This window comes from Asticcacaulis aquihabitans (assembly GCF_032490435.1).
Lineage (GTDB): Bacteria > Pseudomonadota > Alphaproteobacteria > Caulobacterales > Caulobacteraceae > Asticcacaulis.
The window spans coordinates 702412-723641 of sequence record NZ_JAVGWM010000003.1 but is presented as its reverse complement, the minus strand read 5'-3'; the positions used below and the strand labels follow the sequence as shown (position 1 = coordinate 723641).

General features: G+C 59.4%; 17 protein-coding genes. 8 read left to right on the top strand and 9 right to left on the bottom strand.

All coding sequences use genetic code 11. The annotated features are described in order from the left end of the window. Positions 1-538: 538 nt before the first annotated feature. From RCJ00_RS13990 to RCJ00_RS13975, 4 genes are all read left to right on the top strand, one after another. Positions 539-1693 (top strand): cell wall hydrolase, encoded by a 1155-nt coding sequence (locus RCJ00_RS13990; protein ID WP_316222676.1) that lies wholly within the window; start codon positions 539-541, stop codon positions 1691-1693. 253 nt (positions 1694-1946) lie between these two features. Further along, a complete protein-coding gene (locus RCJ00_RS13985) occupies positions 1947-3671 on the top strand; it encodes a methyl-accepting chemotaxis protein (protein ID WP_316222675.1) in 1725 nt (574 codons plus the stop codon). A 227-nt stretch (positions 3672-3898) separates the two neighbouring features. After that, on the top strand, positions 3899-4279 hold the full coding sequence (locus tag RCJ00_RS13980; protein ID WP_316222673.1) for a hypothetical protein: 381 nt from the start codon (positions 3899-3901) through the stop codon (positions 4277-4279). Between the two features lie 208 nt (positions 4280-4487). Beyond that, positions 4488-4862 carry a hypothetical protein gene (locus tag RCJ00_RS13975; protein WP_316222671.1) on the top strand — a complete coding sequence of 125 codons (375 nt, stop codon included), beginning with the start codon at positions 4488-4490 and terminating at the stop codon, positions 4860-4862. Between the two features lie 134 nt (positions 4863-4996). Here RCJ00_RS13975 and RCJ00_RS13970 read toward each other — a convergent pair whose 3' ends face one another. Continuing rightward, positions 4997-5131: a hypothetical protein gene (locus RCJ00_RS13970; RefSeq protein WP_255346288.1), complete on the bottom strand. Its 135-nt coding sequence runs from the start codon at positions 5129-5131 to the stop codon at positions 4997-4999. Between the two features lie 346 nt (positions 5132-5477). Between RCJ00_RS13970 and RCJ00_RS13965 the strand changes: the two genes are divergently transcribed. Then, entirely contained in the window at positions 5478-6005 is a 528-nt protein-coding gene (locus RCJ00_RS13965; RefSeq protein WP_316222667.1) for a TIGR02281 family clan AA aspartic protease, read from the top strand. Here the strand turns inward: RCJ00_RS13965 and dusA are convergent. Next, positions 5989-7026, bottom strand: a complete 1038-nt coding sequence (gene dusA / locus RCJ00_RS13960; protein ID WP_316222665.1) for a tRNA dihydrouridine(20/20a) synthase DusA — start codon at positions 7024-7026, stop codon at positions 5989-5991. The two genes, RCJ00_RS13965 and dusA, sit on opposite strands and share 17 nt — an antisense overlap. A gap of 140 nt (positions 7027-7166) precedes the next feature. Beyond that, the gene (locus RCJ00_RS13955; RefSeq protein WP_316222664.1) at positions 7167-8153 is read right to left on the bottom strand and encodes an NAD-dependent epimerase/dehydratase family protein; all 987 of its coding nucleotides are present in this window, start codon (positions 8151-8153) and stop codon (positions 7167-7169) included. Between the two features lie 160 nt (positions 8154-8313). Between RCJ00_RS13955 and corA the strand changes: the two genes are divergently transcribed. Further along, positions 8314-9282, top strand: a complete 969-nt coding sequence (gene corA / locus RCJ00_RS13950; protein ID WP_316222663.1) for a magnesium/cobalt transporter CorA — start codon at positions 8314-8316, stop codon at positions 9280-9282. Positions 9283-9298: 16 nt separating this feature from the next. On the opposite strand, the gene RCJ00_RS13945 is transcribed toward corA, so the two are convergent. Then, positions 9299-10618 (bottom strand): ABC transporter ATP-binding protein, encoded by a 1320-nt coding sequence (locus RCJ00_RS13945; protein ID WP_316222661.1) that lies wholly within the window; start codon positions 10616-10618, stop codon positions 9299-9301. Between the two features lie 20 nt (positions 10619-10638). Continuing rightward, a complete protein-coding gene (locus RCJ00_RS13940) occupies positions 10639-12399 on the bottom strand; it encodes an ABC transporter permease (protein WP_316222660.1) in 1761 nt (586 codons plus the stop codon). Positions 12400-12824: 425 nt separating this feature from the next. On the opposite strand from RCJ00_RS13940, the gene RCJ00_RS13935 reads away from it, so the two are divergent. Beyond that, positions 12825-16028, top strand: a complete 3204-nt coding sequence (locus RCJ00_RS13935) for an autotransporter outer membrane beta-barrel domain-containing protein (protein ID WP_316222659.1) — start codon at positions 12825-12827, stop codon at positions 16026-16028. Here the strand turns inward: RCJ00_RS13935 and RCJ00_RS13930 are convergent. The 4 genes from RCJ00_RS13930 to RCJ00_RS13915 form a co-directional block, all read right to left on the bottom strand. Next, entirely contained in the window at positions 16019-17395 is a 1377-nt protein-coding gene (locus tag RCJ00_RS13930; protein WP_316222658.1) for an efflux transporter outer membrane subunit, read from the bottom strand. The genes RCJ00_RS13935 and RCJ00_RS13930 overlap by 10 nt on opposite strands. Further along, positions 17392-18516 (bottom strand): HlyD family secretion protein, encoded by a 1125-nt coding sequence (locus RCJ00_RS13925; protein ID WP_316222657.1) that lies wholly within the window; start codon positions 18514-18516, stop codon positions 17392-17394. Before RCJ00_RS13925 ends, RCJ00_RS13930 begins: the two co-directional genes overlap by 4 nt. Before the next feature lie 37 nt (positions 18517-18553). Further along, complete coding sequence (locus tag RCJ00_RS13920; RefSeq protein ID WP_316222656.1) at positions 18554-20140, bottom strand: efflux MFS transporter permease; 1587 nt, start codon at positions 20138-20140, stop codon at positions 18554-18556. Positions 20141-20501: 361 nt separating this feature from the next. Next, positions 20502-20972: a hypothetical protein gene (locus RCJ00_RS13915; RefSeq protein WP_316222655.1), complete on the bottom strand. Its 471-nt coding sequence runs from the start codon at positions 20970-20972 to the stop codon at positions 20502-20504. An 83-nt stretch (positions 20973-21055) separates the two neighbouring features. On the opposite strand from RCJ00_RS13915, the gene RCJ00_RS13910 reads away from it, so the two are divergent. Beyond that, positions 21056-21223: a hypothetical protein gene (locus tag RCJ00_RS13910; protein WP_316222654.1), complete on the top strand. Its 168-nt coding sequence runs from the start codon at positions 21056-21058 to the stop codon at positions 21221-21223. Positions 21224-21230 lie beyond the last annotated feature (7 nt).

Sequence of the window (21230 nt, the reverse complement as noted above, 5' to 3'; positions counted from 1 at the left end):
AGACCGACGTTATGCGACACTATAAGGTCAAAACCTGTCAGGAAGGACTAAAATCGGTGTGGATTCTCCGTTTGATTTCAGCCGGTTAAAAAAGGCTCACTGCCTTACGTTAACGGAAACTTCGCCGGAAATCTGTCAAAACGCCGCCTTAACGCTTCCTTAAATTAGGCTTTTCTGACTAAGAATTTAACTATAAAGAAATCGCAAATAATAAAATTTGAATGCGCCGTATAATGGATATCGCGAATACTTCGCTTTTCCTGTCAATAAAAAGATTCTAACCTGCCAGTAAGAAGTAGCATATTCTTGTATGTTCCATTCCGGGAATCGGCAACAACTCACCGCGTCAAAGCAATGCGCCCAATTTGACACATTTACGCCACATTTGGCCCCTAGATAGCGGCCTGCCCGGCGGGTCCTATCTGTCCTGCCGGCGTCAGTTTTCTGGCCTGCGACTTGCACGTAGCTTATCGCATCGCAACGCCGGAACGCTTCCCGGAGGGCACATTCCGCCCTTGTCACAGAGGACCAGATAGTCTTGGCTTCAACCTTAATCGCGCGCTATCGCATGCGCGCCCTCATGGCGGCGAGTTCTGTTGGCTTGTTGATTGGCGCGTCGATCGGCGCAGCCTGTCTGGGTAGCCACATGGCTCGCGACGGCAGCCGGCGCGCAGACGCCGCCCGTCTCATGATGGCAAGCCGCGACGGGACGATCAATACGGCCGCGCTCGACGCGTCGGGCGGCCAGATCGACCAGAGTGCGTGGAATATCTCGATGCGTTTTTCCGAATTCGGTGGTCACGGAACGGGCAATAGTGCCCTGGCCCAGAACCTGACCACAATGCGTATTTCAGATGACGTACGCGAGCAGAAGGGTTTACCGGACGACGCGCGCCCCAATGATGCCCGAATTGTGCGCGCCAGCCTGACCGCAGCCCCCGCGACCCCACTGTCCGTGCAGGCCGCCGCCGCGATGAATTTCAAGGCCGCTACACGCAGCGATGCCGATTGTCTGACCCAGGCTATCTATTATGAAGCGCGTGGCGAAGGTTCGGACGGTATGCGTGCCGTCGCCCAGGTCATACTGAACCGTGTCCGCCACCCGGCCTATCCGAAGTCGATCTGTGGCGTTGTGTATCAAGGCCTGCGTCAGGCGACCTGTCAGTTCAGCTTCGTTTGCAATGGCGCCATGAGTGCGCCGGTCGAGCGCTGGGCTTGGCGCCGCGCCCAGCAGGTTGCCGATGCCGCCCTCGGCGGCTACGTCATGAAGACGATCGGTACTGCCACCAGCTTCCACACCACCGGCGTCAATCCTGGCTGGTCTGGTACAATGGAACGCGTCACCCAGGTCGGCACCCATATATTCTATCAGTTTCATGGTCGCGGCGCGCGTATCGCCAGCAACGCCGACGGCGTGACACCGTCGTCCGAAGTGCCGCAATCCGGGGCGCCGGCCGCGACGCCGACCGAAATCAAGGCTGACGTGCAGACCACCGCCCTGCTCAACACGCTCTCACGCGCCCAGGCGAATGCCATGCCCGCAGCGGCGTCCACACGGCCTGTTCAGGTGGCGGCGCAGATACACGGTCGCTCTGCCCAGGAAATCGTTGCCGAGGTTTCCCTTCCCGCGCAAAAACCGGCCCCGGTCGCCGTTGCCAGCACTGCAACGCCAAAGGGCACTTCACAACAATAAGGCGATCTCACCTCCAAGAGACATGAACGCGCCGGTCCGCCGGCGCGTTTTCTTTTGCGCACCAGTGGCATTTGCCACATTTTCCGCACAGGTGTGAACGGCGTTAGGATTTCAACAACCTTAATCTGACAGGTTGCCCCAAAGGCTCATCCTAACCGTGAGTCGCGAGCGGCGCCCGGCGACCGCCTGCGATGCAACGGAACGGAGGTCTTCACCTCTTTATATCCTATTGAAAAGTTGTCAGGGGCCAATAATGACGAAAACTACCGCCGCGGGCGCCTCCCGCGGATTCCAGATTTCCAACTGGTCGTTCACCGCGAAATTCATGGCGCCGGCAGCGGTCGCTACCGCCCTGATGGCAATCCTGGCGGCAGGCTCGATCTATATCATGAACGGTCAGGGCCGCACGATCGACGACATCAATTTGAATGCGATCCCGAAGATCGTCGAAATCGCCGACATCAAGGCCGCGATCAAGGAAGAAAACGGCCGCCTATTCCGCGCCCTGACGATGAAGGCGACCGATCCGACCGCCAACGCATCGGGCGACGTCAATAAGGTCGCTCAGACCTTGGGCGACATCGCCGTTCGCGTCAAAAAAGATGCCGACCTGGCCACGGACGCCACGCAAAAGAAGCAACTGACCGATCTGGCCAAGGAAGTGAAGACCTACAAGGAAGCCGTCGAATTCGCCGGGTCCGTCATGGATGTGGACTTTGCCTCGGTCGGGCCGATGATGTCGCAGTTCGACGCCGGTTACGCCAAGATGTCTGAGCTGTCTGACAAGATCATTGGCGATACCGTCGCTTCCGCCAAGACAGCTGCCACCGACGCCAAGACTGCGCAAACAGCCGGCATCAGCTTCCTGACCATCTTCGCTGTCATCATGGCAGTCATTTCGGGCGGTATCGCCTATTTGTTCTCGCGCATTACCGTCACCGGCATCAATCGCATCGCCAAGACGACCGAGGAATTGGCCAATGGCAACCTCAATGTCGATATCAACGCCCTGGCCCGTCGCGACGAACTGAAGTCGGTCGTCGACAGCCTGAACGTCTTCAAGGCCAATACCGAAGAAAAGCAGCGCCTGTCAGCCATGGAAGCCGCCACGGCCAAGACCCGCGAAGAACGCGCACGCCAGATGTCGGAACTGGCCGAACGCTTCCGTCACGAAGCGCAGGACATGCTCGACGCGCTCGGCGCCGCCGCTTCGGATCTCGACGCCAATGGTCGTACCCTGCTGACCATCGCTCAGGAGAACGAGCGCCGGTCGCAATCGGCCGTCTCGTCCATCCGCAATTCGGCCGACAATGTTCAGAACGTCGCTTCGGCCACCACCGAGCTGTCAGCCTCTATCGGCGTGATCGGCGACCAGGCCGTCCGCTCCGTCGAAATCGCCGCCGAGGCCGTTTCGGAAGCTGACCGCACCAATGACTCGATGGCCGAACTGAGCCGCGCCGCCGATCAGATTGGTGAAGTCGTCGACCTCATCAACGCCATCGCCCAGCAAACCAACCTGCTGGCGCTCAATGCCACCATCGAATCGGCGCGTGCCGGCGAAGCGGGCAAGGGCTTCGCGGTTGTCGCGTCGGAAGTGAAGTCGCTGGCCCAGCAAACCGCCAAGGCCACGGATGAAATCCGCGATCGCATCAAGGATATTCAGGCCGCCGCCCAAAACGGCGTCAACGCCATTCGCGGCATCGGCGAAACCATCAAGCACATGAACGAAATCGCTTCGTCCATCGCCGATTCCGTGCACCAACAGGGCGATGCCACGAACGAAATCGCCCGCAACGTCAACGAAGCCTCAGACGGCACATCCATGGCGTCGTCGTCGGTATCTGAACTGTCCGCCTCGGCTGCAGATACAGAAAAAGCATCAACCGAAATGCTCGGCGCCGCCCAGCAACTGACCAAGCGGACCGACGCCATGAGCGAGAATATCCGTCGCTTCCTGTCGGAACTGACTGCGGCCTAAAGCCTGCGGGCGGTCCAGCACGGCCCTGCGGGGTCGCCCAATCGGCAAAAAAACGGAGGCGCCATATGGCGTCTCCGTTTTTTATTGCGCCGCACTATTTTTTACGCAACGCACCGTTGATTCATTTGAAATTAAAAGTTCACTGGCAAAACGACGTCAGCGGCCCACCTCCCCTTGCTGGCTGCGACACACCCTTCTGCGTAACTCTTTGAGTGAAAGTCTGCAAAATGCACACCTCTCCGAAAGCCCGCCTGCTGGCTGGCGCCCTCGCCCTCTCCTTCGCCGTCGTTTCCAGCCAAGCCTTCGCCGAATGCGATGAAGGCCAGGAAACTGTCGTTGGCAAGGCCATCGCCGCTGCCGCCGGCGCCAAGATATCGGCCGTCGTCCCTAGCCAGTCGAAGCAGATGGTCAACCTGGAAACCTGCGAAGTCGCCGGCAGCAATATGAGCGCCGACTTCAAGTTCAATGTCATCGGCGCCGATGGCCTTTACTGGATCACTGGCACGGCCAAGGTCGTGGGCGGCAAGGCCGATGTCAAAATCGGCGGCATGAGCCCGAACCTGGCGGCGGCATCTGCCAAGGCCGGCGTCAAGCTCGCCTCGAACTAAAAACGAAGAGCGCGGAAATTTCTTTCCGCGCTTTTTTGTGTTTATTTGGCCGAAACCGCCTGCGTTAACATTTGCCCGTGACGATCAAAGGGTTAAGCCACGCCGGCGTTAACTGATCTTAAGCAAGCCTTACCGTCTGATTTAACAGAATATTTTTCTATCCCTGCTATCTTCTCCTTACCCTGAAGAAACTCAAGGAGAGAAACAAATGATCAAGAAAACCCTTTTCGTTGCCGCCGCCATTATGGGCCTGTCGGCCGCAAGCGCCTTCGCCGCTCCCTGTTCGGAAGATCAGGAGTCGCAAGCCGGCATGCTGGCTGCGGGCGTCGGCAAGGCCGCCGTATCCAAGGTGATCGCCGTCACCGGCAAGCAGATGGTCAACATCGAAAGCTGCGAATTCCGCGCTGGCGCCTTCCAAGTCGATTACAAATACAACTTCCTCGCGGCTGACGGCCTGTACTGGGTCGAATTGTCAGCCAAGTTCAATTCGGATGGCTCTGGTGCGACCACCAAGGTGACCAAGTCCAGCCCGAACATGGCAGCTGCCGAAACCAAGGCCGGCGTCAAGCTCGCCTCAAACTGATCGGTGCCTACATACCCGGTCACATATCCTTGTGATATCAGGGAATAAAAAGACCCTCCGCGATCCAGTCGCGGAGGGTCTTTCATATGCGCATATTCAACGCCACCAACAGACTCGCTGGCGATGGAACAGGCCTATTTCCGGGGGATCGGTTTGAAATCCTGCGGACGACTGACAGCGCGCTCCTCACGGCTGCGCGGACTGCCGAACAGGCCTCCGAACAGAGCAAAAGAGGTCATGGCGTGTTGCTTCTTTTCTTGATCTTGCATGGTTTGCGTCTCCTTTTCCAAATGCAATGCGGACAAGAAGACGCGGCGCAGCTCGCAGGGGTTCTCACCCTCTCAGTCGTCGTCGCGTCGTGAGAACAATGTGCCACATTTTTTACGCAATGCAAGAATTAATCCGAACCCGGATCATAAAATTTTTTATAAAAACTATATAGCATTGATTTTAAAGATTTTTTTATGTCGTTCGGTTGCGTAAATTTATGATTTTTGACAAGAAAATTTCTCACTCCGGATTCATTTTAAAGCAACCCTATTCGGTTAGGATGATGTCAGGCTCAAAAAGAGTCCAGCCGGCGATCACCCGCCGGAGGTCCACGGAGTATGTCATATGCTAAAGTCAGTCATCGTTCTCGGCAGTGCCGTTTTCTGCGCTGTCCTGGTCGGAACGGGTATATTGTCCCTGGACGAGTCTTCGCCGCATCTGGAGTCTGCTCAGACCCTCTCAGCCCCCACACCTTCCGCTGACATTGCCTCGACGACGACCGACACACACGCAACGGCTATTCCGAAGTCCAGCGATGGACACTTCTGGGCTAACGCCACAGTCAATTCCCGTGCCGTACGTCTTCTGGTCGATACCGGAGCGACTGTCGTCGCCCTGACGCCGGCCGACGCCCAGCGCCTGGGCTTTGGCGGCAGCAGCCTGGTCTATGATAGGGAGGTCTCTACGGCCAACGGCAAGACAATGGCAGCCACAATTAATCTGACGACCGTGGGTATAGGCCAAAGCACGGTCCACAATGTCGAAGCCATGGTCATCAAGGACGGACTGACGACCTCCCTACTCGGCATGAGCTACCTTGGGCGCCTGTCACGAATCGAAGCCACCCGGTCGTCGCTTATCCTGCATCCCTAGATAAATCATAGGCTTCACGACGCGTTTCCACCGCCGCCTGGGCGTCACGCACCGCCAGGATTGCACGGTCAAGCACGTCCATCCCGGCGCCCGGACCAATAGAATCGACCGTCAGTATGCGCCGGAAAGCGCGCGCGCCGGGCAAGCCGTGCATCACGCCCAACATATGCCTTGTCATGTGGCTAAGGGGCGTTCCCGCCGCCAGTTGCGCCGCCATATAGGGACGATAGGCCTCAAGTGCCTCGAACGGCCCGACATCTGTCTCACCGCCGAAAAACAAACGGTCCACCTGACCCAGCAACGCCGGTTCATGATAGGCGACACGCCCCAGCATGACGCCGTCGACATGTGCCAGATGCGCCTGCGCCGCTTCCAGCGAGCCAATACCGCCATTCAACACAATAGTCAGATCCGGATGCGCCCGTTTCAGATCGTAGACCAGGCCGTAATCGAGCGGCGGTACGTCCCGGTTTTCCTTCGGTGACAGGCCTTTCAGCCATGCCTTGCGGGCATGGACGGCAAAAGAGGTAACACCGGCGGCCTGACATGCCTCGACCATGGCGAACAAGCTGTCACGTGGCTCCTGATCGTCGACACCGATACGGCACTTTACGGTGACCGGCAGGCGAGTGGCTTCGATCATGGCGCGCATGCAATCGGCGACAAGTTGCGGCTCCCGCATCAGACAGGCGCCGAACGCCCCGGACTGCACCCGGTCGGACGGACAGCCGCAATTCAGATTGACCTCGTCATATCCCCACTCTTCGGCGATCCGGGCGCATTGCGCCAATTCATCCGGATCGGACCCGCCAAGTTGCAAAGCCACCGGATGCTCGACCGGAGAATAGCCAAGCAAGCGTTCGCGATCGCCATGAATGACCGCCTTGGTCGTCACCATTTCCGTATAGAGCAAAGCATGACGCGACAATGTGCGGTGAAAGGCCCGACAATGCCGATCCGTCCAGTCCATCATGGGCGCTACGGAAAACTTTTCCGCTTTATATAATTGATTTAATTTCATAATTTTACAAAACGACGATCCAATCGTTAAATTGGACGCACTGATAACACAAGGCATCTAGATACACGAGTTCACTAGGATATGAAATGAACACCGCAATGAATTCCCAGTAATGGCGTGCCAACCTCTGGATTCTGGTACTAAGGCGCCACGGGATAGGGGGCACCATCGAACCGTTCGGCGTGATACCCTTTCTGCCCGATTGCGCGCATCAAGGGGCTGCGGAAATCCGCGTCGTGCGACAGGCAAGTCAGCACATGGCGAAAATCGTATTTCGGTTGCCACCCCAATGCCGCGCGGGCACGTGCATTGACGTACACACGGTCGATGCTGTCCACCATCTGCCAGCCTTGCCGGGTGAAAAGCGCCTCATAGTCCGGAAACAGGCGACGTACCACAGAGCGCGCGTCGGTGCGCAAAGCCGCCAAATCGCCTACGTCGAACGGCGTGGTGGCCGACACGATATAGCGGCCAAAACCGATCGTGGCCGCCCGCTCCACCGCCAGCAGGTGTGCCTGAACAGCATCTTCCACATCCAGCCGGCGATGGAGCAGCTCGTTCGCCTGCATATTGGCGGTCAAATAGGCTGTCCGCGCCATTGCATCGTCATCGGCTTCGGGAAAGAAGCGAGACGTTCTAAGGACCACCGTAGACAACCGATGCGTACGGGCGAACAGCTCACACAGAAGCTCCGCCGACAACTTTGTGGCGCCATAAATATTCTTGGGAACAGGCGTTACCTCTTCCGTAATCCACGCTGCCGGCTCACCTTCATCCGGTGTCAGGGCCGCGCCGAACGCGCTCGTCGTACTGGTAAAGACGAAGGCCTGCACACCGGCGGCAACTGCGCCTTCCAGCAAGACCAGCGTGCCCGTGACATTCGTATCCACGAACGCCTGTCGATCATGGGTCGCCACATGCGGTTTGTGTAGGGTCGCCGTATGGATGACAGCCCGGACACCCGCCATACTTTCGCGGACACACGCCCGGTCGGTAATTGATCCGGTAATATCCGTGAAATCCGACGGGTTCAGGTCCAGACCGCGAACGGCTTCGCCCCTGGCGCGCAGGGTGCGGACAATGGCTTCGCCCAAATGCCCCGCGCTTCCGGTAACCAGTATCGTCATGGTGTCCTCACCTTCGTTCCCTCATCTCAGCTCCGGCGAATAGAACCGGACCGGATCGCCATCAAGGCATAAATTATGCGTGCCCAATCTCGTAAATTGGCGCATAAGAAGCGCCGACGCGACGTCCGTCTTGACGTCGCCCTTTTTCGACTGAGGCCAAATGACCGTCGTAGCCGCCTACCTGTACCGCAACGGCCAGCGGGTCCGCGAAATCGCCATCAACGAAAAAGTCGACTGTGCCAATGACAAATCGGAATTTGTCTGGATCGGTATCGCCGACCCGACGGAAGACGAAATGGCCGTCCTTAAGGCCACCTATGACCTGCACCCACTGGCGATCGAAGATGCCCTGAATGGCGATCAGCTTCCCAAGGTGGACATCTACGGCGACCAGTTATTCGTGGTGGCGCGGACGGCTCACCTCGAAGACGGGCAGATAGAGTACGGTGAAACCTCCGTATTCCTCGGCCACAGCCATATAATCAGTGTACGGAACAGTTCGTCGCGCGCCCATACCACCCTGCGCAAGGACCTTGAAGCCGCTCCGACCTTGCTGACCCATGGCGTCGACTACATCCTCCACGCCGTCCTGGATTTCATTGTCGACGGCTATCTGCCGATCGTCGAGGCGATCGAAGAAGAAGTGCTGGCTATGGAACAGCACACGGTCGATAATTTCCTCGGCCGTGAGGAGATCACCCGTATCTTTACCCTTCGCCGCGAACTCATCCGCTTCCAGCGCGTATTGGTGCCGATGAGCGAAGTCGCGAACAAGCTGGTACGTATCAACCTGCCGTGCATCGACGATGAGGCAAAGCCCTATTTCAACGATGTGCTCGACCACGTCCGACGCGTTCAGACCATGGTCGACGATCTGCGCGAAGTGCTGACCTCCGTCTTCGAATTCAGCAACCTGCTGGAACAACAACGCACCGGCGTCATTACCCGGCAACTGGCGGCCTGGGCTGCAATCCTGGCCGTGCCCACCGCCATCGCCGGTATTTACGGCATGAATTTCGAGTACATGCCAGAACTGAAAGCCCCGTATGGCTATTTCGTTGTGCTGGGGGTGATCGTCGCCATTTGTGCCATTTTGTATACGCGGTTCAGACGGCTGCGCTGGCTCTGATCACCCCACGGCTGCTCTATTCCGGATTTTCCAGGCTGAATTGATCAGCGCTTTCGTCATAGGCGAAGGCTTCGGCATATCGCCCCCACTGGATGACGGTCTTCAGCGTCTTGTCGGCATAGTCTTCCGACATCAGGTCTTCCAGTTCATCCCGGAAACGCCGCGCCGGCGCCTTGCGGCTCGGACGGTCGTCAAGCACACGACGAATATGCGCCGCCAGGGGCACATAGTTGAGCAGGTGCTTGGCGAACAGGGTTTTACGCTGGTCAACATCGGAATCGACATAACGCTTTCCGGCCGGCAACAGCTTCAGATCGCCGCCTTCCAATTCGGCAAAACGCATCAGTTGGAGCACTTCGGCAATCGGAAACAGTTCGTCGGCTTCGTAATGCAGCGCGCTGGCCAATTCAGGCAGGTCGGCCTTGCCATTGTAAGGATCCGCCGAAATGGCCTCCATCAACCCGGCCAAGGTGTTGGTCGAGGTGCGCGGCAAAGCCATGCCGATACCCATGCCCGGGAACAGTCCTTCACGCGGCTGATCCGGCGTGGCACGCTGGGTCATGCGGGCATAGATGTCCTCCACCAAGGCGCGGAAAGCGGGCGACTGGCGATTGCGCGGCTGCGGCAGGGTGACGGTGATTTCCGCCACGACATGGCCGGGATTGCTGGAAAAGACCAGGATGCGATCACACATCAGCACCGCCTCCTCGATATTGTGGGTGACGATCAGGATGGAACGGATCGGCATACGGCCTTCGTACCATAGGTCGAGCAGGTCGGTGCGCAGCGTTTCGGCGGTCAGGACATCGAGCGCCGAAAATGGTTCATCCATCAGCAGGATAGACGGATCGACCACCAAGGCACGCGCCAGGCCGACCCGCTGGCGCATACCACCGGAGAGTTCCTTCGGATACGCGCTTTCGAACCCGTCGAGCCCGATCAGGTCGATGGCCGCCAGAGCGCGCTTACGCCGTTCCTCCTTGGGCACCCGCTTGGCCTCCAGGCCGACCTCGACATTTTCGAGCACGGTCAGCCAGGGAAACAGGGCAAAGCTCTGGAATACCATGCTGACCGTTGTCGGTCCGCAATCGGGAACGGGGGGAAAGCTCACCGTGCCTTCGGTTGGCGTGATCAGACCGGCTATGGATCGCAGCAGGGTTGACTTGCCGGAACCGGACCGACCAAGCAGGCCGACGATTTCATTGTCCTGCAAGGTCAGATCGACATTGTCCAGGACCAGGAGCCCGGAAGCGCCGGTCTTACCGTAAACGTGACGCACATTGCGAACTTCGACCAGCGGGCTGTTCGTACGGGGAAGAGATTTAACAATAGCCATGGGGAGGCTCCTCAACGCGACTAATTGATACGAAGGCGACGCTCGGCAAAGGCATACATCGGACGCCAGACGGAGCGATTGAAGGCGATAACGAACAGGCTCATCACGGCGATGCCGAGCGCCACGCGAGGGTAATCGCCCGCGCTGGTGGCATTGGCGATAAAGGCCCCAAGCCCGGCCGCTTCCAGGTGGCGGTTGCCCCAGGTCACGACCTCGGCGACGATGCTGGCATTCCAGCATCCGCCGGATGCCGTAAGGGCGCCGGTCACATAGTAAGGGAAGATGGCGGGTATGACGATCTGACGCCACCATTGCCAGTTCCGAATACCAAAGATACCCGCAACCTCTTTCATGTCGCCGGGAATGGCGCTGGCGCCGGCGATAACGTTAAACAGAATGTACCATTGCGTCCCCAAAATCATCAGCGGCGACAACCAGATATTCGGATCCAGCCGGAAGGCCACAATGGCCATGACAGCAAAAGGAAACAGCACATTCGCCGGAAAGGCGGCCAGGAACTGGGCGATCGGCTGAAGGCGTTGCGACCAGGCGGGACGCAAGCCGATCCACACCCCTATCGGCACCCAGATGAGCGTCGCCAGCGCAATCAGAACGACCACCCGCACCAGAGTCACCATCCCAAGACCGAAGGTCGTCACGACATCGCTCCAGGTCAGGTGCCGGGCGATGAAGCCGATCAACTGCCAGAGGGCAAAGGCACAGGCGACCAGAACCACAGCGATCCAGACAGCGTCAAGCGCGCGATCTGTCTTCGGGCTGAGCGTGACACGCACCCGCGGCACGGACGGGAGCCTCGACCACTCAAGGGCGGCAAGCTTGCGCAACGGCCAAAGCACGACATCGATCCCGGTCCGCAGAAACCGTGTCCGACGGATGAGGTCATGCACCCAGGATTTCGGCGCGGCCTGAGAGGCCGTCTGCTCGAAACGGAACTTGTCCGCCCAGGCCACGATGGGTCGAAAGACAAGCTGATCATAGAGCACGATCACCACGCCCATGGCCAGCACGCCCAGCCCGACGCTTTTGAAGTCTTCGCGCGCAATGGCCAAAGACAGCCACGACCCGATGCCCGGCAGGGTGACGGTGGTATTGCCAACCGTTATGGCTTCGGAGGCGACGACAAAGAACCAGCCGCCGGACATCGACATCATCATGTTCCATATCAGGCCTGGAATGGCATAGGGCAGTTCCAGGCGGACGAAGCGCCGCCAGGGCGAAAAGCCGAACTGGCGCGTAACTTCATCAAGGTCCGCCGGAAGGGTACGCAGGCTTTGATAGAAGCTGAACGCCATGTTCCAGGCTTGGCTGGTAAAGATGGCGAAAATGGCCGCACATTCGACACCAAGCTGGCTGAACGGAAACCAGCCCATGAACATGGTCACTGTGAAGCTTAAGAATCCGAGCACCGGAACCGATTGCAAAATATCGAGCGCCGGCACGATAATCAGTTCGGCCTTCCGGCTCTTGGCGGCCAGGGTCGCGACCGAAAAGGTGAACACCAAGGAAGCGGCAAGCGCCGCGAACATGCGAAGAGTCGTACGCAGGGCATATTCCGGCAGCCGCGCCGCGTCGAGGGTGACGGGATTTGTATGTAATTGCGCCAGCGGCGCGTCCATTTGTTCCGTGCCGTGGATGACCATGACGGTCAGTCCGGCCAAAAGGATGAAGGCCGCGAAATCGGCCCATGGCAGTCCGCCGCCTCTGCGCAGCATACGCACAAGCGGGCGGGCGCCTTTGGCATCTTCGAAAAAGAAGACCATGGCTCACCTTGAGATTTTGAGGCCGCATCGGCCAACTCAGGCAAGCCTAAGAAACCTTAAGCCAGACAGGTCGTCCGTTGCGGCGAATTAGATCGACTACTGTCGCTGGGCATGGGTTTGAGGTTCCGTTGAAATTGTCCGCATACCGGATCTAGGCCGGATCGAGGCCCAGAGCGAGGTATGTGCACAATCGGCTCCATAGTCCTCGTTATTGCCCCTGTCAAGGCGTTGTCGCTACTGAAAAAACACCCCTGGAAAAGCCCAAATTTCCGCCTTCGGACCAATTTGCCGAACCGCTGTTTTGGACACCGGCCACGCGTCAATTCTTTCAAGTTTGTCGTGAGATGTCAGCGGTGACGTTTGCGCGACTTAATAGGGCCTACGTGATTTTTCATGGTCCGCGCACATCAATCCGGAACCCCTTCATGCGCAAACACGCCCTTTTCACCGCCACGGCCATCGGTATCGTCATGAGCGGAAGCGCATTCGCCGACACAACCGTCTCAAGCGCCACCACCACGCCCCTGTCCACAAGCACGTCGGGCGACACGACAGTGACGTCGGACGGCACTATTACCCTGACCAGCGGCACGGCGATAACGGTGGACAGCAACAACAAACTGGATTTCGAGGGCAAGATCGCCATGTCCGGGTCCGATTCAAATTCGACCGGCATATTGATTACCGACGTCCCGAACCGCACGGCCGACCTTACCCTTACCGGCGCCATTACCGTTACCGACAATTACACCGCCTCGGACACGACCGGCGATGGCATAGTTGATGCCCCCTGGGCGGAAGGCACGGCGCGCTATGGTCTGCATTCGATTGGGACGTCTCCGTTCAAGGGCGACATAGACGTCACCAGCGCGGCCTCCTTCGACGTCGAGGGCAACCAGTCCTACGGCATCCGCTTCGAAAACCTGATCGACGGGGCCTTCACCTATGACGCCCCCATGACCCTGATCGGCGATCAATCGACCGGAATCGCGCTGGACAAGGGTGCGACCGGCAATGTCTACCTGTCCGGCTCGGTCAGTGTTTTGGGCGCGGACAGCTCGGCTATTACGCTAAAAGGCCCCGTCGGCGGTTCCTTGATCATTGACGGCACCTATTCCGGCACGGGATATTCCTCCACCTCCTCGTTGTCACAAACGGCGCTGGAGGCCCTGACGCCATCGCTTAACCTGCTCCAGTCCGGCCCCCTCGTCAGTATCGAGGGCAGCGTCGCCAACGGCATCCTGTTCAGTTCCACCGTCACCGACACGGTCGACAGCAATACGGACGAAGACGGCAACGGCCAGGTCGATTCCACCCAGACCACCGCCTCGCTGACGCAGTACGGCAGCGCACCGGCACTCAGCATAGGCTCGTCCAGCGGCGACATCTCCATCGGCGGCCTGACTTTCGCCAGCACGGCCATCAGCCCGCCAACCGTCAATTACGGCTTGCTGATCCGCGGGTCCGTCTCCGCGTACGGCATCTATTCCGGCGTTGACGCAACCGCCATCCGTATTGGCGGCACCGGCTATGGCGTCAATATCGCCAACGGCTTCGGCATTAAAGGTACAGTTTACGCCAGTGGCTACGGGGCCAACAGCACCGCTTTGTCGCTATTGTCGGGAACCACGACGCCGCGTCTGGACATCACTGGCACGGTCACCGCTGCCACCAGCACCGCTACAACATCGACAACGACCAACAACGTCACAACCTATTCTACAGCGGGAGACGGCACCACCGCCACCGCCTTGTCGATCGCATCCGGCGCCAGCCTGCCCACGGTAACCGTTGGCGAAAGCGCCGGAATTTATGCGACGACAACGGGGTCCACGGCGAATGCCACGGCAATCGTCGACAATTCCAACACCCTGACCACGATCACCAATGCCGGCAAGATCAGCGCCACGATCACCGCGACCGACAATAACGGCGATGGCACGACCGAAGCGATTACCGGCACCGCCATAGCCATAGATGCCCACAATAATACGGTCGGCCTGACCCTCACCCAAACGGATCCCGCGCCGGACGACGACACCATCGCCGCGCCCTATATCTACGGCAATATCCTGCTCGGATCGGGCGACGACCACATCTCGTCGTCCGGCGGCTACATCTACGGTAATATCGACTTCGGAGCAGGCACGGGCAGTTTCAGTTTGACCGACAAGGCGACGTTCCTCGGCAAACTGACCTCCGCCGGCGAGATCGCCATGAATGTCGACAGCGGTTCCAGCGCGGGGCTGCTGGCGGGCAGTTCAGCCAAGTTGTCCAGCCTGCATGTCGGTGGCGACGCCAGTCTGGCCCTGACCCTGTCTGTCAATGCCCCGACCTCGCCAATACTCACCAATTCAGGCACGGCGGTATTCGACGATGGCGCCAAGCTGTACCTGACGCTCGACAAATTGCTGAACACACCGACGGCCTTCACCGTCATGACGGGGTCGAGCATCAGTCTCGGCACCCTGTCCGGAGCTACGCTCGAAGGCTATATCCCCTATCTGTATCATGCCGATCTGGTGCTGAATAACAACAACACCGTCCTCTATGCCAACTTCCGCGTGAAGACCCAGGCGGAAGCGGGCTATTCGGACAACCAATACGCCGCCATGTCACCGGTTCTGGCCGTTGTCGCTCAGGACTCGGGCGCCCAGTCAGCGCTTTTGTCCCAGACCACGAAAACGGGCTTCGACCAGATTTATAACCAATATCTGCCCGACTACTCCGGGGAAAATATCATCACCCTGTCGCTCGGCGCCGCCGCTATCAACCGCTCGCTCAGCAACCTGACCTTCATCCCGGACAATAATGGCGGCCAATACTGGTTGCAGGAATATGGTTACTCGACCAACCGCCAGTATGGCGAAACCGCCGGTTTCAAATCGACGGCCTTCAGCTTCGCCGGTGGCCGCGAACATCAGGTCTACGGCAATCAGATGATCGGCACCTATCTGTCGCTCACCGGCTCGTCCCCCCGCGATACCTTCTCGGTTGGCGATGATATCATGAGCAGTTCCGACCTGACCATCGGCGCCTATTGGCGGATCAAGACCGGCGCCCTTAAGGCGTGGACCCATGCCGGCGCGGGCTATACCCAGTTCGACAGTACACGCACTCTGGTCGCCAGCACGGTTAGCCACACCGCCAAGGCCAAGTGGAACGGCTATTCCCTGAGCGCGGGTGCGGGAACGTCTTACGATATTCGGTTCGGCAAGCTGGGCATAACGCCCCAGGCCCTGATCGATTACTATCAGCTCAACGAAAATTCCCACTCGGAAAGCGGCGGCGGTGACTATTTCGATCTCGACATCGCCAAACGCAGCGGCCATCTGCTGAGTTCCACGGCCCTGGTCAATGTCAGCTATAATGGCGCCTTCCTGAAGCCCGAGATCTGGGCCGGATACAAGCAGAACATATCCGCCGATCTCCCCGAAACCATCGCCAATTTTGTCGGCGGCGACAGTTTCACCCTCAGTGGCGGCCATATCCAGGGCGGCGGGCCGGTAGCTGGTTTCCGCATTTCAACGGAAAATCCCTACAGCTACTTCGCCCTGGAAGCGCAATACGAACAGATGCCCAGCTATACCAACACCTCGGTGTCCCTGCGGACGCGGTTTCAGTTCTGATACCCGCCGCCTAATGCCTGATACAGGGTAATGGTGGCATTGAGACGGTCTGAGCGGGCCTGGATTAGCAGCAGCTCGGTTTGCAACAGGGCACGCTGGGCATCGATCTGCTCCAGGTAAGGTGAATAGCCGGCGCCAAAGCGTTTTTGCGCCATGCTGTAGGTCTGCGCCAATGCATCGCGTTGCCGGACCAGCACGGCCTCCTGTTGACCTAGCCCATCCACCGCCGCCAAACCGTCCTCGACTTCACGAAAGGCATTGAGCGCCGTTTTGCGGTAGGCGAAGGCGGCCTGATCGCGCCTTGACGCTGCCGCATCGGCATTGGCGGTCAGGCGGCCGCCTTGGAAAAGTGGCTGGAGGACGCTGCCGCCGAGCGAAAACACATCGTAGTTGCGGGGCAGAAGATCGGAACCGACCACACCGCCCGATGCCGTCAGATTAAAGACGGGCAGAAACGCCGCGCGCGCGACGTCCAGCGACCGGTCCGCCGCCGCCAGTTGCGCCTCTGCCTGAGCGATATCCGGCCGACGGCGCAGAAGTTGCGACGGCAGGGATACCGGCACGGATGGTGGCGTCAAAGCATCGAAGGCCGCGCCGCGTTCGATCACCCGCGGGTTATCGCCCAACAGCAGACTGAGCGCGTCTTCCTGACGACGGATCGCCAGCTCGGTCACCGGAATCAACTGGGCCGCTGCCTGATATTCGGCGTCCGCCTGCTCCAGTTCAAGCCGTGGACTATAGCCGGTTTGGGCGCGATGCCGCGCCGAGGCCAGCGCTTTTTCCCGTGTTGCCAGGGTATCCCTGAGCAGGGTCAGGCGGGCATCCAGGCCGCGCAGGGTGACATAGCCGCTGGCCGTTGCGGCCGCGACGCTCAAACGCACCGCTTCACGATTGGCCTCGGAACCCGCAAGCGCCGCGCGGGCGGCCGCGGAGGCATTACGTAGACGGCCGAACAGATCAACCTCGTAAGAGACCTGCAACCCGGCCTGTCCAGCCGTCTGGGTCACCGGCAATCCGGTCGCCGCACTCAGAGCGCGGGCGTATGACCCTCCGGCGTTGGCCCCAACCGTCGGCAAAAGCGCGCCTTCGCTGATGCGGAACTGGGCGCGCGCCTCTTCGACCCGTGCCGCTGCTATGGCAATGTCCGTATTGTTGGCAAGAGCCGTTTCGACCAACCTGTCCAGAACCGGATCGTTGAAGCCTCGCCACCAATCGGGCGAAAGCATCCCCTCCCCAGCCTGCCCGCGCCAGTGCGCCGGTGGGGTCAGCGATGCGGCAACGGGCGCGACCTGACGCGGTCCGGCACAACCACCCACCGTCACGGCCACCAGGCCGATAGCCACACACCCAAAGATATGGCGATTCATGGCATGGCGCGCGTATTGACACGCGCCTCCACCGACATGCCGGGCCGCAGGCGACGCGCCAGATCCTGATTGGGGTCGATACGGATGCGGACGCCGATGCGCTGCGGAATCTTGACGAAGTTGCCGGTGCCGTTGTCGGGACGGATCGCGGCAAATTCCGAGCCCGCCGCCGGTGACAGGCGTTCGATATGCCCGGTCAATCGGCTGCCGCCCAAAGCATCGACCGTCATAGTCACTGGCTGACCTATAGCCATGCGCGCCGTCTGGGCCTCCTTGAAATTGGCGATGACCCAGCGGTCAGGCGGAACCAATCCGAGCAGTTGCGTGCCGTTCGTCACATATTGGCCCTTGCGCACGCCGATTTCGCCGAGTTGCCCGCCTTCCGGTGCGCGGATCAGCGTATTGCCCAGATCGATCTCAGCCAGTTGCACTTGCGCTCGCGCGGCCTCGACCTGCGCTTCCAGGCCGCCACGGCCGACCTCAACGGTTCGCACATCCTGCTGGCCGATTTCGCCTGCGGCCTGGGCCTGACGAACTTGCGCCTCTGCCGCACGCAGAGCGGCCAGGGTCGAATCGCGCTCGCGTATCGACACCGATCCATCGCTAACCAGTTCATCGACGCGGCGCATGTCGGCCTGGGCCCGCAGCAATTGCGCCTGAGCGGCAGCGATGGCCGCCGCCTGGCTTTGCAACGCTGCGCCCCGTGACGCCCGCGCCTGGGCTGAATTGGCCAGGCTGGCTTCGGCAGCCGCTAGGTTGGCCCGCGCCGCCGCGACACGCTGCTCGTAAATGCGGTCGTCGATTCGCGCCAGAATCTGCCCCGGCTGCACCGTCTCGTAATCTTTGACAAGCACCTCGGTGACATAGCCGCTGACCTGCGGCGCGATGATGACGGTCCGCCCCCGCACATAGGCATTCTGAGTCACTTCACTACCGCTGCTGAACGGCGGCAGATGCCACGCCCACAGGATTAGGAAGACGCCGGCAATCCCCAGGGCGAGGAGTACGATGGTGAAGAGTGTCGCGCGCTGCGGCGGCTGCCACATTGGGCGCGGCGTTGCGGTATCGTCAGAAGGGGGCGGCGTTTCGGCGGCCGCCGGGGCGGGCGTCTGATCACTCATGCATGGGCTTTCTGCATATGGAACATGATGAAATATCTCAGGAAGCGGGCTGTCCGGCGCCGGTGCGGCCGGTCACGCGGTTGAAAATGATAGCGTAGCCAATGTAGGCAGCGGTCAGGATGGCCAGCACCATGACCAGTCGCGACACATCGTTAAAGGCGGCGATATTGGCTTCGCGTGTCACGATGCCATTGAGTGAGGTGATGCCACCGGCAATGCGCGCCATGACCTGGGGGTCACTGGCCAGCAGATGGCTGTCGAGCGATAAGGCGTGGGCACGCGTCTGCATGACCTGGTAGCTGCCGAGCAATGCCGCCCCAGCCAGGCCGCCAATATTCTGCGACAGGTTGAAAATGACGGAAAAGCTGACGATGAAGCCGCCACCCTGGCGGATGACCTTGCCAAAGCCGTATAACAGAGCCGGTCCGATGAAGAAGGTTGATCCGAACGCCAGCAATGCCTGCGAGAGGTAGAGTTGCGGTGGCCGGGTCAGGGAGGAGGCGAAGCTGTCGAGCCACGCCCCCAGCGCGATAATCAACGCCGCTGACATAACCAGATACGGAATCCGGTTGGGCTTGAGCAGGACCGCGCTGGCCACGGTACCAGCGACCATGGCAATAAGGACGATGAAGAACAGACCGTGCAGCTGGTCATTGTTGAGCCCACCAATCGTCAGCAAGCCGATGGACCCGAACGTCTGCTCGGTTAGGGCCAGCCGAACCAGCATCGCCACCATGCAAAACCGGAAGATGTCCAGACTGCCGATCCAGCGTAGTTGCAGCAATGGGTTGCGACGCAGGTGCTCAGTCAGGATCACGCCGACGAACAGGATAACCGTCGCCACCAGCGCCCAGCCCAGCCAGGGCGTATCAGTCCACCACAGATAACGCCCAAGCGTAAGGACGGCAGACAGGAGCAACATAGCCGGCAGAAACAGGACCATGGTCAACATGTCGAGCGGTTCGAACGATTTGACCTTATCCGTCGGGGGCAAGGGCAACAGGTTTGACGCCGCCAGCGCCAGGAAGGCCAATCCCAGTTCCATCAGATGTATGGTCCTCATGCCGTCGAGACCAAGCGCTTCGACCGGCATAAGGCGCGCAAGCGGCGTGGCCAGTTGCGGCAAGCCGACGGCGATGATCAGGGCCAACGGCCGTATCTTTGCTGGAAAGGCTTGAAGGAGGTTGTAGATGGTCAGGGTGGACAGACCGGCCGCCAGAAATCCGGCCGCGGCGCGGGAAATGACCGCCATGGTAAAGGTCGGCCAGAACAGTTGCACAAAAACCAGAGCGATATAGGGGGCCAAGAGAACGTGGATGACCGGCTGAACGCCGAAACGCATTCGCGCCTTGATAATCAGCAGGTTCGAGGAGGCATTGAAGGCGACATATACGACAGTCAGCCAGGAAATATCCACCTGGGTGACGCCGAGCGCACCGGCAAGAGACGGACCGTTGACGCTTATAGCGGCGTTGCTGAGGGAAGCCGCCATGGCCATGATGACGGCGATCGCGGCATATCCAAAACGCCGGGCAGTCGGATGCGCCGGCGAATAGGGCGACCCGGGCAGGGTGGGCCGTTCGTGGGAGGCAAATTCGTAGGCCGACGCGCCGTCAGGCGGCATGTGGCGCATCCCAACAAACGAAAACAGACAGGGCAGCCTCCTCAGATTGACCGATACCTGATGATTAAGGTGACGAATATAAATAAAAAATAAGAAATGTTCCCGGCATTTTGGGCAAAAAAAAGCCGCGCTCTACGGCGCGGCCAGTTTACAGGGAGGAAACGCCCAGGAAGGGCATCAGCGCCAGGAAGGCACCGAACAAGAGCAATTTATGACGCAGCGCAGCAAATTTCAAGAGGGCAATAGCCCAGAATTGTAACAACATTAACGAATATTGCAGCAATTCGTGATCATTCCCGAATTCCAGGGCATTGGTTCTTAGGATACGCCCGCCGAACCACATCGAGACCCGTCAAACGCGCTAAACGACATGTAATCGTCGGGCCTGGACGTCAATAACCATGGCCTGCTCCGGCGGCAGCGTGCGAAATACGTGGCCGTTGCCGTACAGCAAGCCCGTCAGGCAGACCGCCGCATCATACAACGCCGCCGTCCGGTCATGGCCCAATACCCAGCGCGCATGGGCACAAAAGCGGGCTTCGTCACGCGCCTGGGCCGCCGCGAACAACGCCATCAGGCTGGTTTCATCACGCGTCAGATGAATATGACCCGGCCGCGCCAAGGTAATCGGCCGTTCCCCCTTTGCCAGGGCCAATAACACGCCCTCGAATGCCTGAGCGCCCTCCGCGTTGCGGCGGCCAAAGGCATGACAGAATTCGCGGTGGATCATACGGCATTCCGGTGCACAGGCGACGGCGGTTCGCAGGACCCAGGTGATAAAATGTTCCGCATAGCTGAGGGTGCGTATATCGATCGGTGCGACATCAGACATATCAGGCTCACAGGAATTATTTGCGAATAATTCTCATTAGCACTACATTGCGTCGGCATCAATCCTATTTTGAAAGCCGACCGATGACGCTAATTCCGGAACCTACACTGGACGAATTGCTGGCTGACCCCATGGTGCATCTGATGATGCGCAGCGATGGCCTGACTCGCACCGTGGTGCGCCAGATCATGGAAGACGCGCGAAGCGCCTTGAGTTCGAGGCTCAAGCCTAAACCTAGACCTAAGCCTTGAAGACCTG

Coding starts and splice junctions, on each gene's coding strand:
- RCJ00_RS13985 (WP_316222675.1), top strand. CDS start 1,947: ATGACGAAAACTACCGCCGCGGGCGCCTCCCGCGGATTCCAGATTTCC.
- RCJ00_RS13980 (WP_316222673.1), top strand. CDS start 3,899: ATGCACACCTCTCCGAAAGCCCGCCTGCTGGCTGGCGCCCTCGCCCTC.
- RCJ00_RS13975 (WP_316222671.1), top strand. CDS start 4,488: ATGATCAAGAAAACCCTTTTCGTTGCCGCCGCCATTATGGGCCTGTCG.
- RCJ00_RS13970 (WP_255346288.1), bottom strand. CDS start 5,131: ATGCAAGATCAAGAAAAGAAGCAACACGCCATGACCTCTTTTGCTCTG.
- RCJ00_RS13965 (WP_316222667.1), top strand. CDS start 5,478: ATGCTAAAGTCAGTCATCGTTCTCGGCAGTGCCGTTTTCTGCGCTGTC.
- dusA (WP_316222665.1), bottom strand. CDS start 7,026: ATGAAATTAAATCAATTATATAAAGCGGAAAAGTTTTCCGTAGCGCCC.
- RCJ00_RS13955 (WP_316222664.1), bottom strand. CDS start 8,153: ATGACGATACTGGTTACCGGAAGCGCGGGGCATTTGGGCGAAGCCATT.
- corA (WP_316222663.1), top strand. CDS start 8,314: ATGACCGTCGTAGCCGCCTACCTGTACCGCAACGGCCAGCGGGTCCGC.
- RCJ00_RS13945 (WP_316222661.1), bottom strand. CDS start 10,618: ATGGCTATTGTTAAATCTCTTCCCCGTACGAACAGCCCGCTGGTCGAA.
- RCJ00_RS13940 (WP_316222660.1), bottom strand. CDS start 12,399: ATGGTCTTCTTTTTCGAAGATGCCAAAGGCGCCCGCCCGCTTGTGCGT.
- RCJ00_RS13935 (WP_316222659.1), top strand. CDS start 12,825: ATGCGCAAACACGCCCTTTTCACCGCCACGGCCATCGGTATCGTCATG.
- RCJ00_RS13930 (WP_316222658.1), bottom strand. CDS start 17,395: ATGAATCGCCATATCTTTGGGTGTGTGGCTATCGGCCTGGTGGCCGTG.
- RCJ00_RS13925 (WP_316222657.1), bottom strand. CDS start 18,516: ATGAGTGATCAGACGCCCGCCCCGGCGGCCGCCGAAACGCCGCCCCCT.
- RCJ00_RS13920 (WP_316222656.1), bottom strand. CDS start 20,140: ATGCCGCCTGACGGCGCGTCGGCCTACGAATTTGCCTCCCACGAACGG.
- RCJ00_RS13915 (WP_316222655.1), bottom strand. CDS start 20,972: ATGTCTGATGTCGCACCGATCGATATACGCACCCTCAGCTATGCGGAA.
- RCJ00_RS13910 (WP_316222654.1), top strand. CDS start 21,056: ATGACGCTAATTCCGGAACCTACACTGGACGAATTGCTGGCTGACCCC.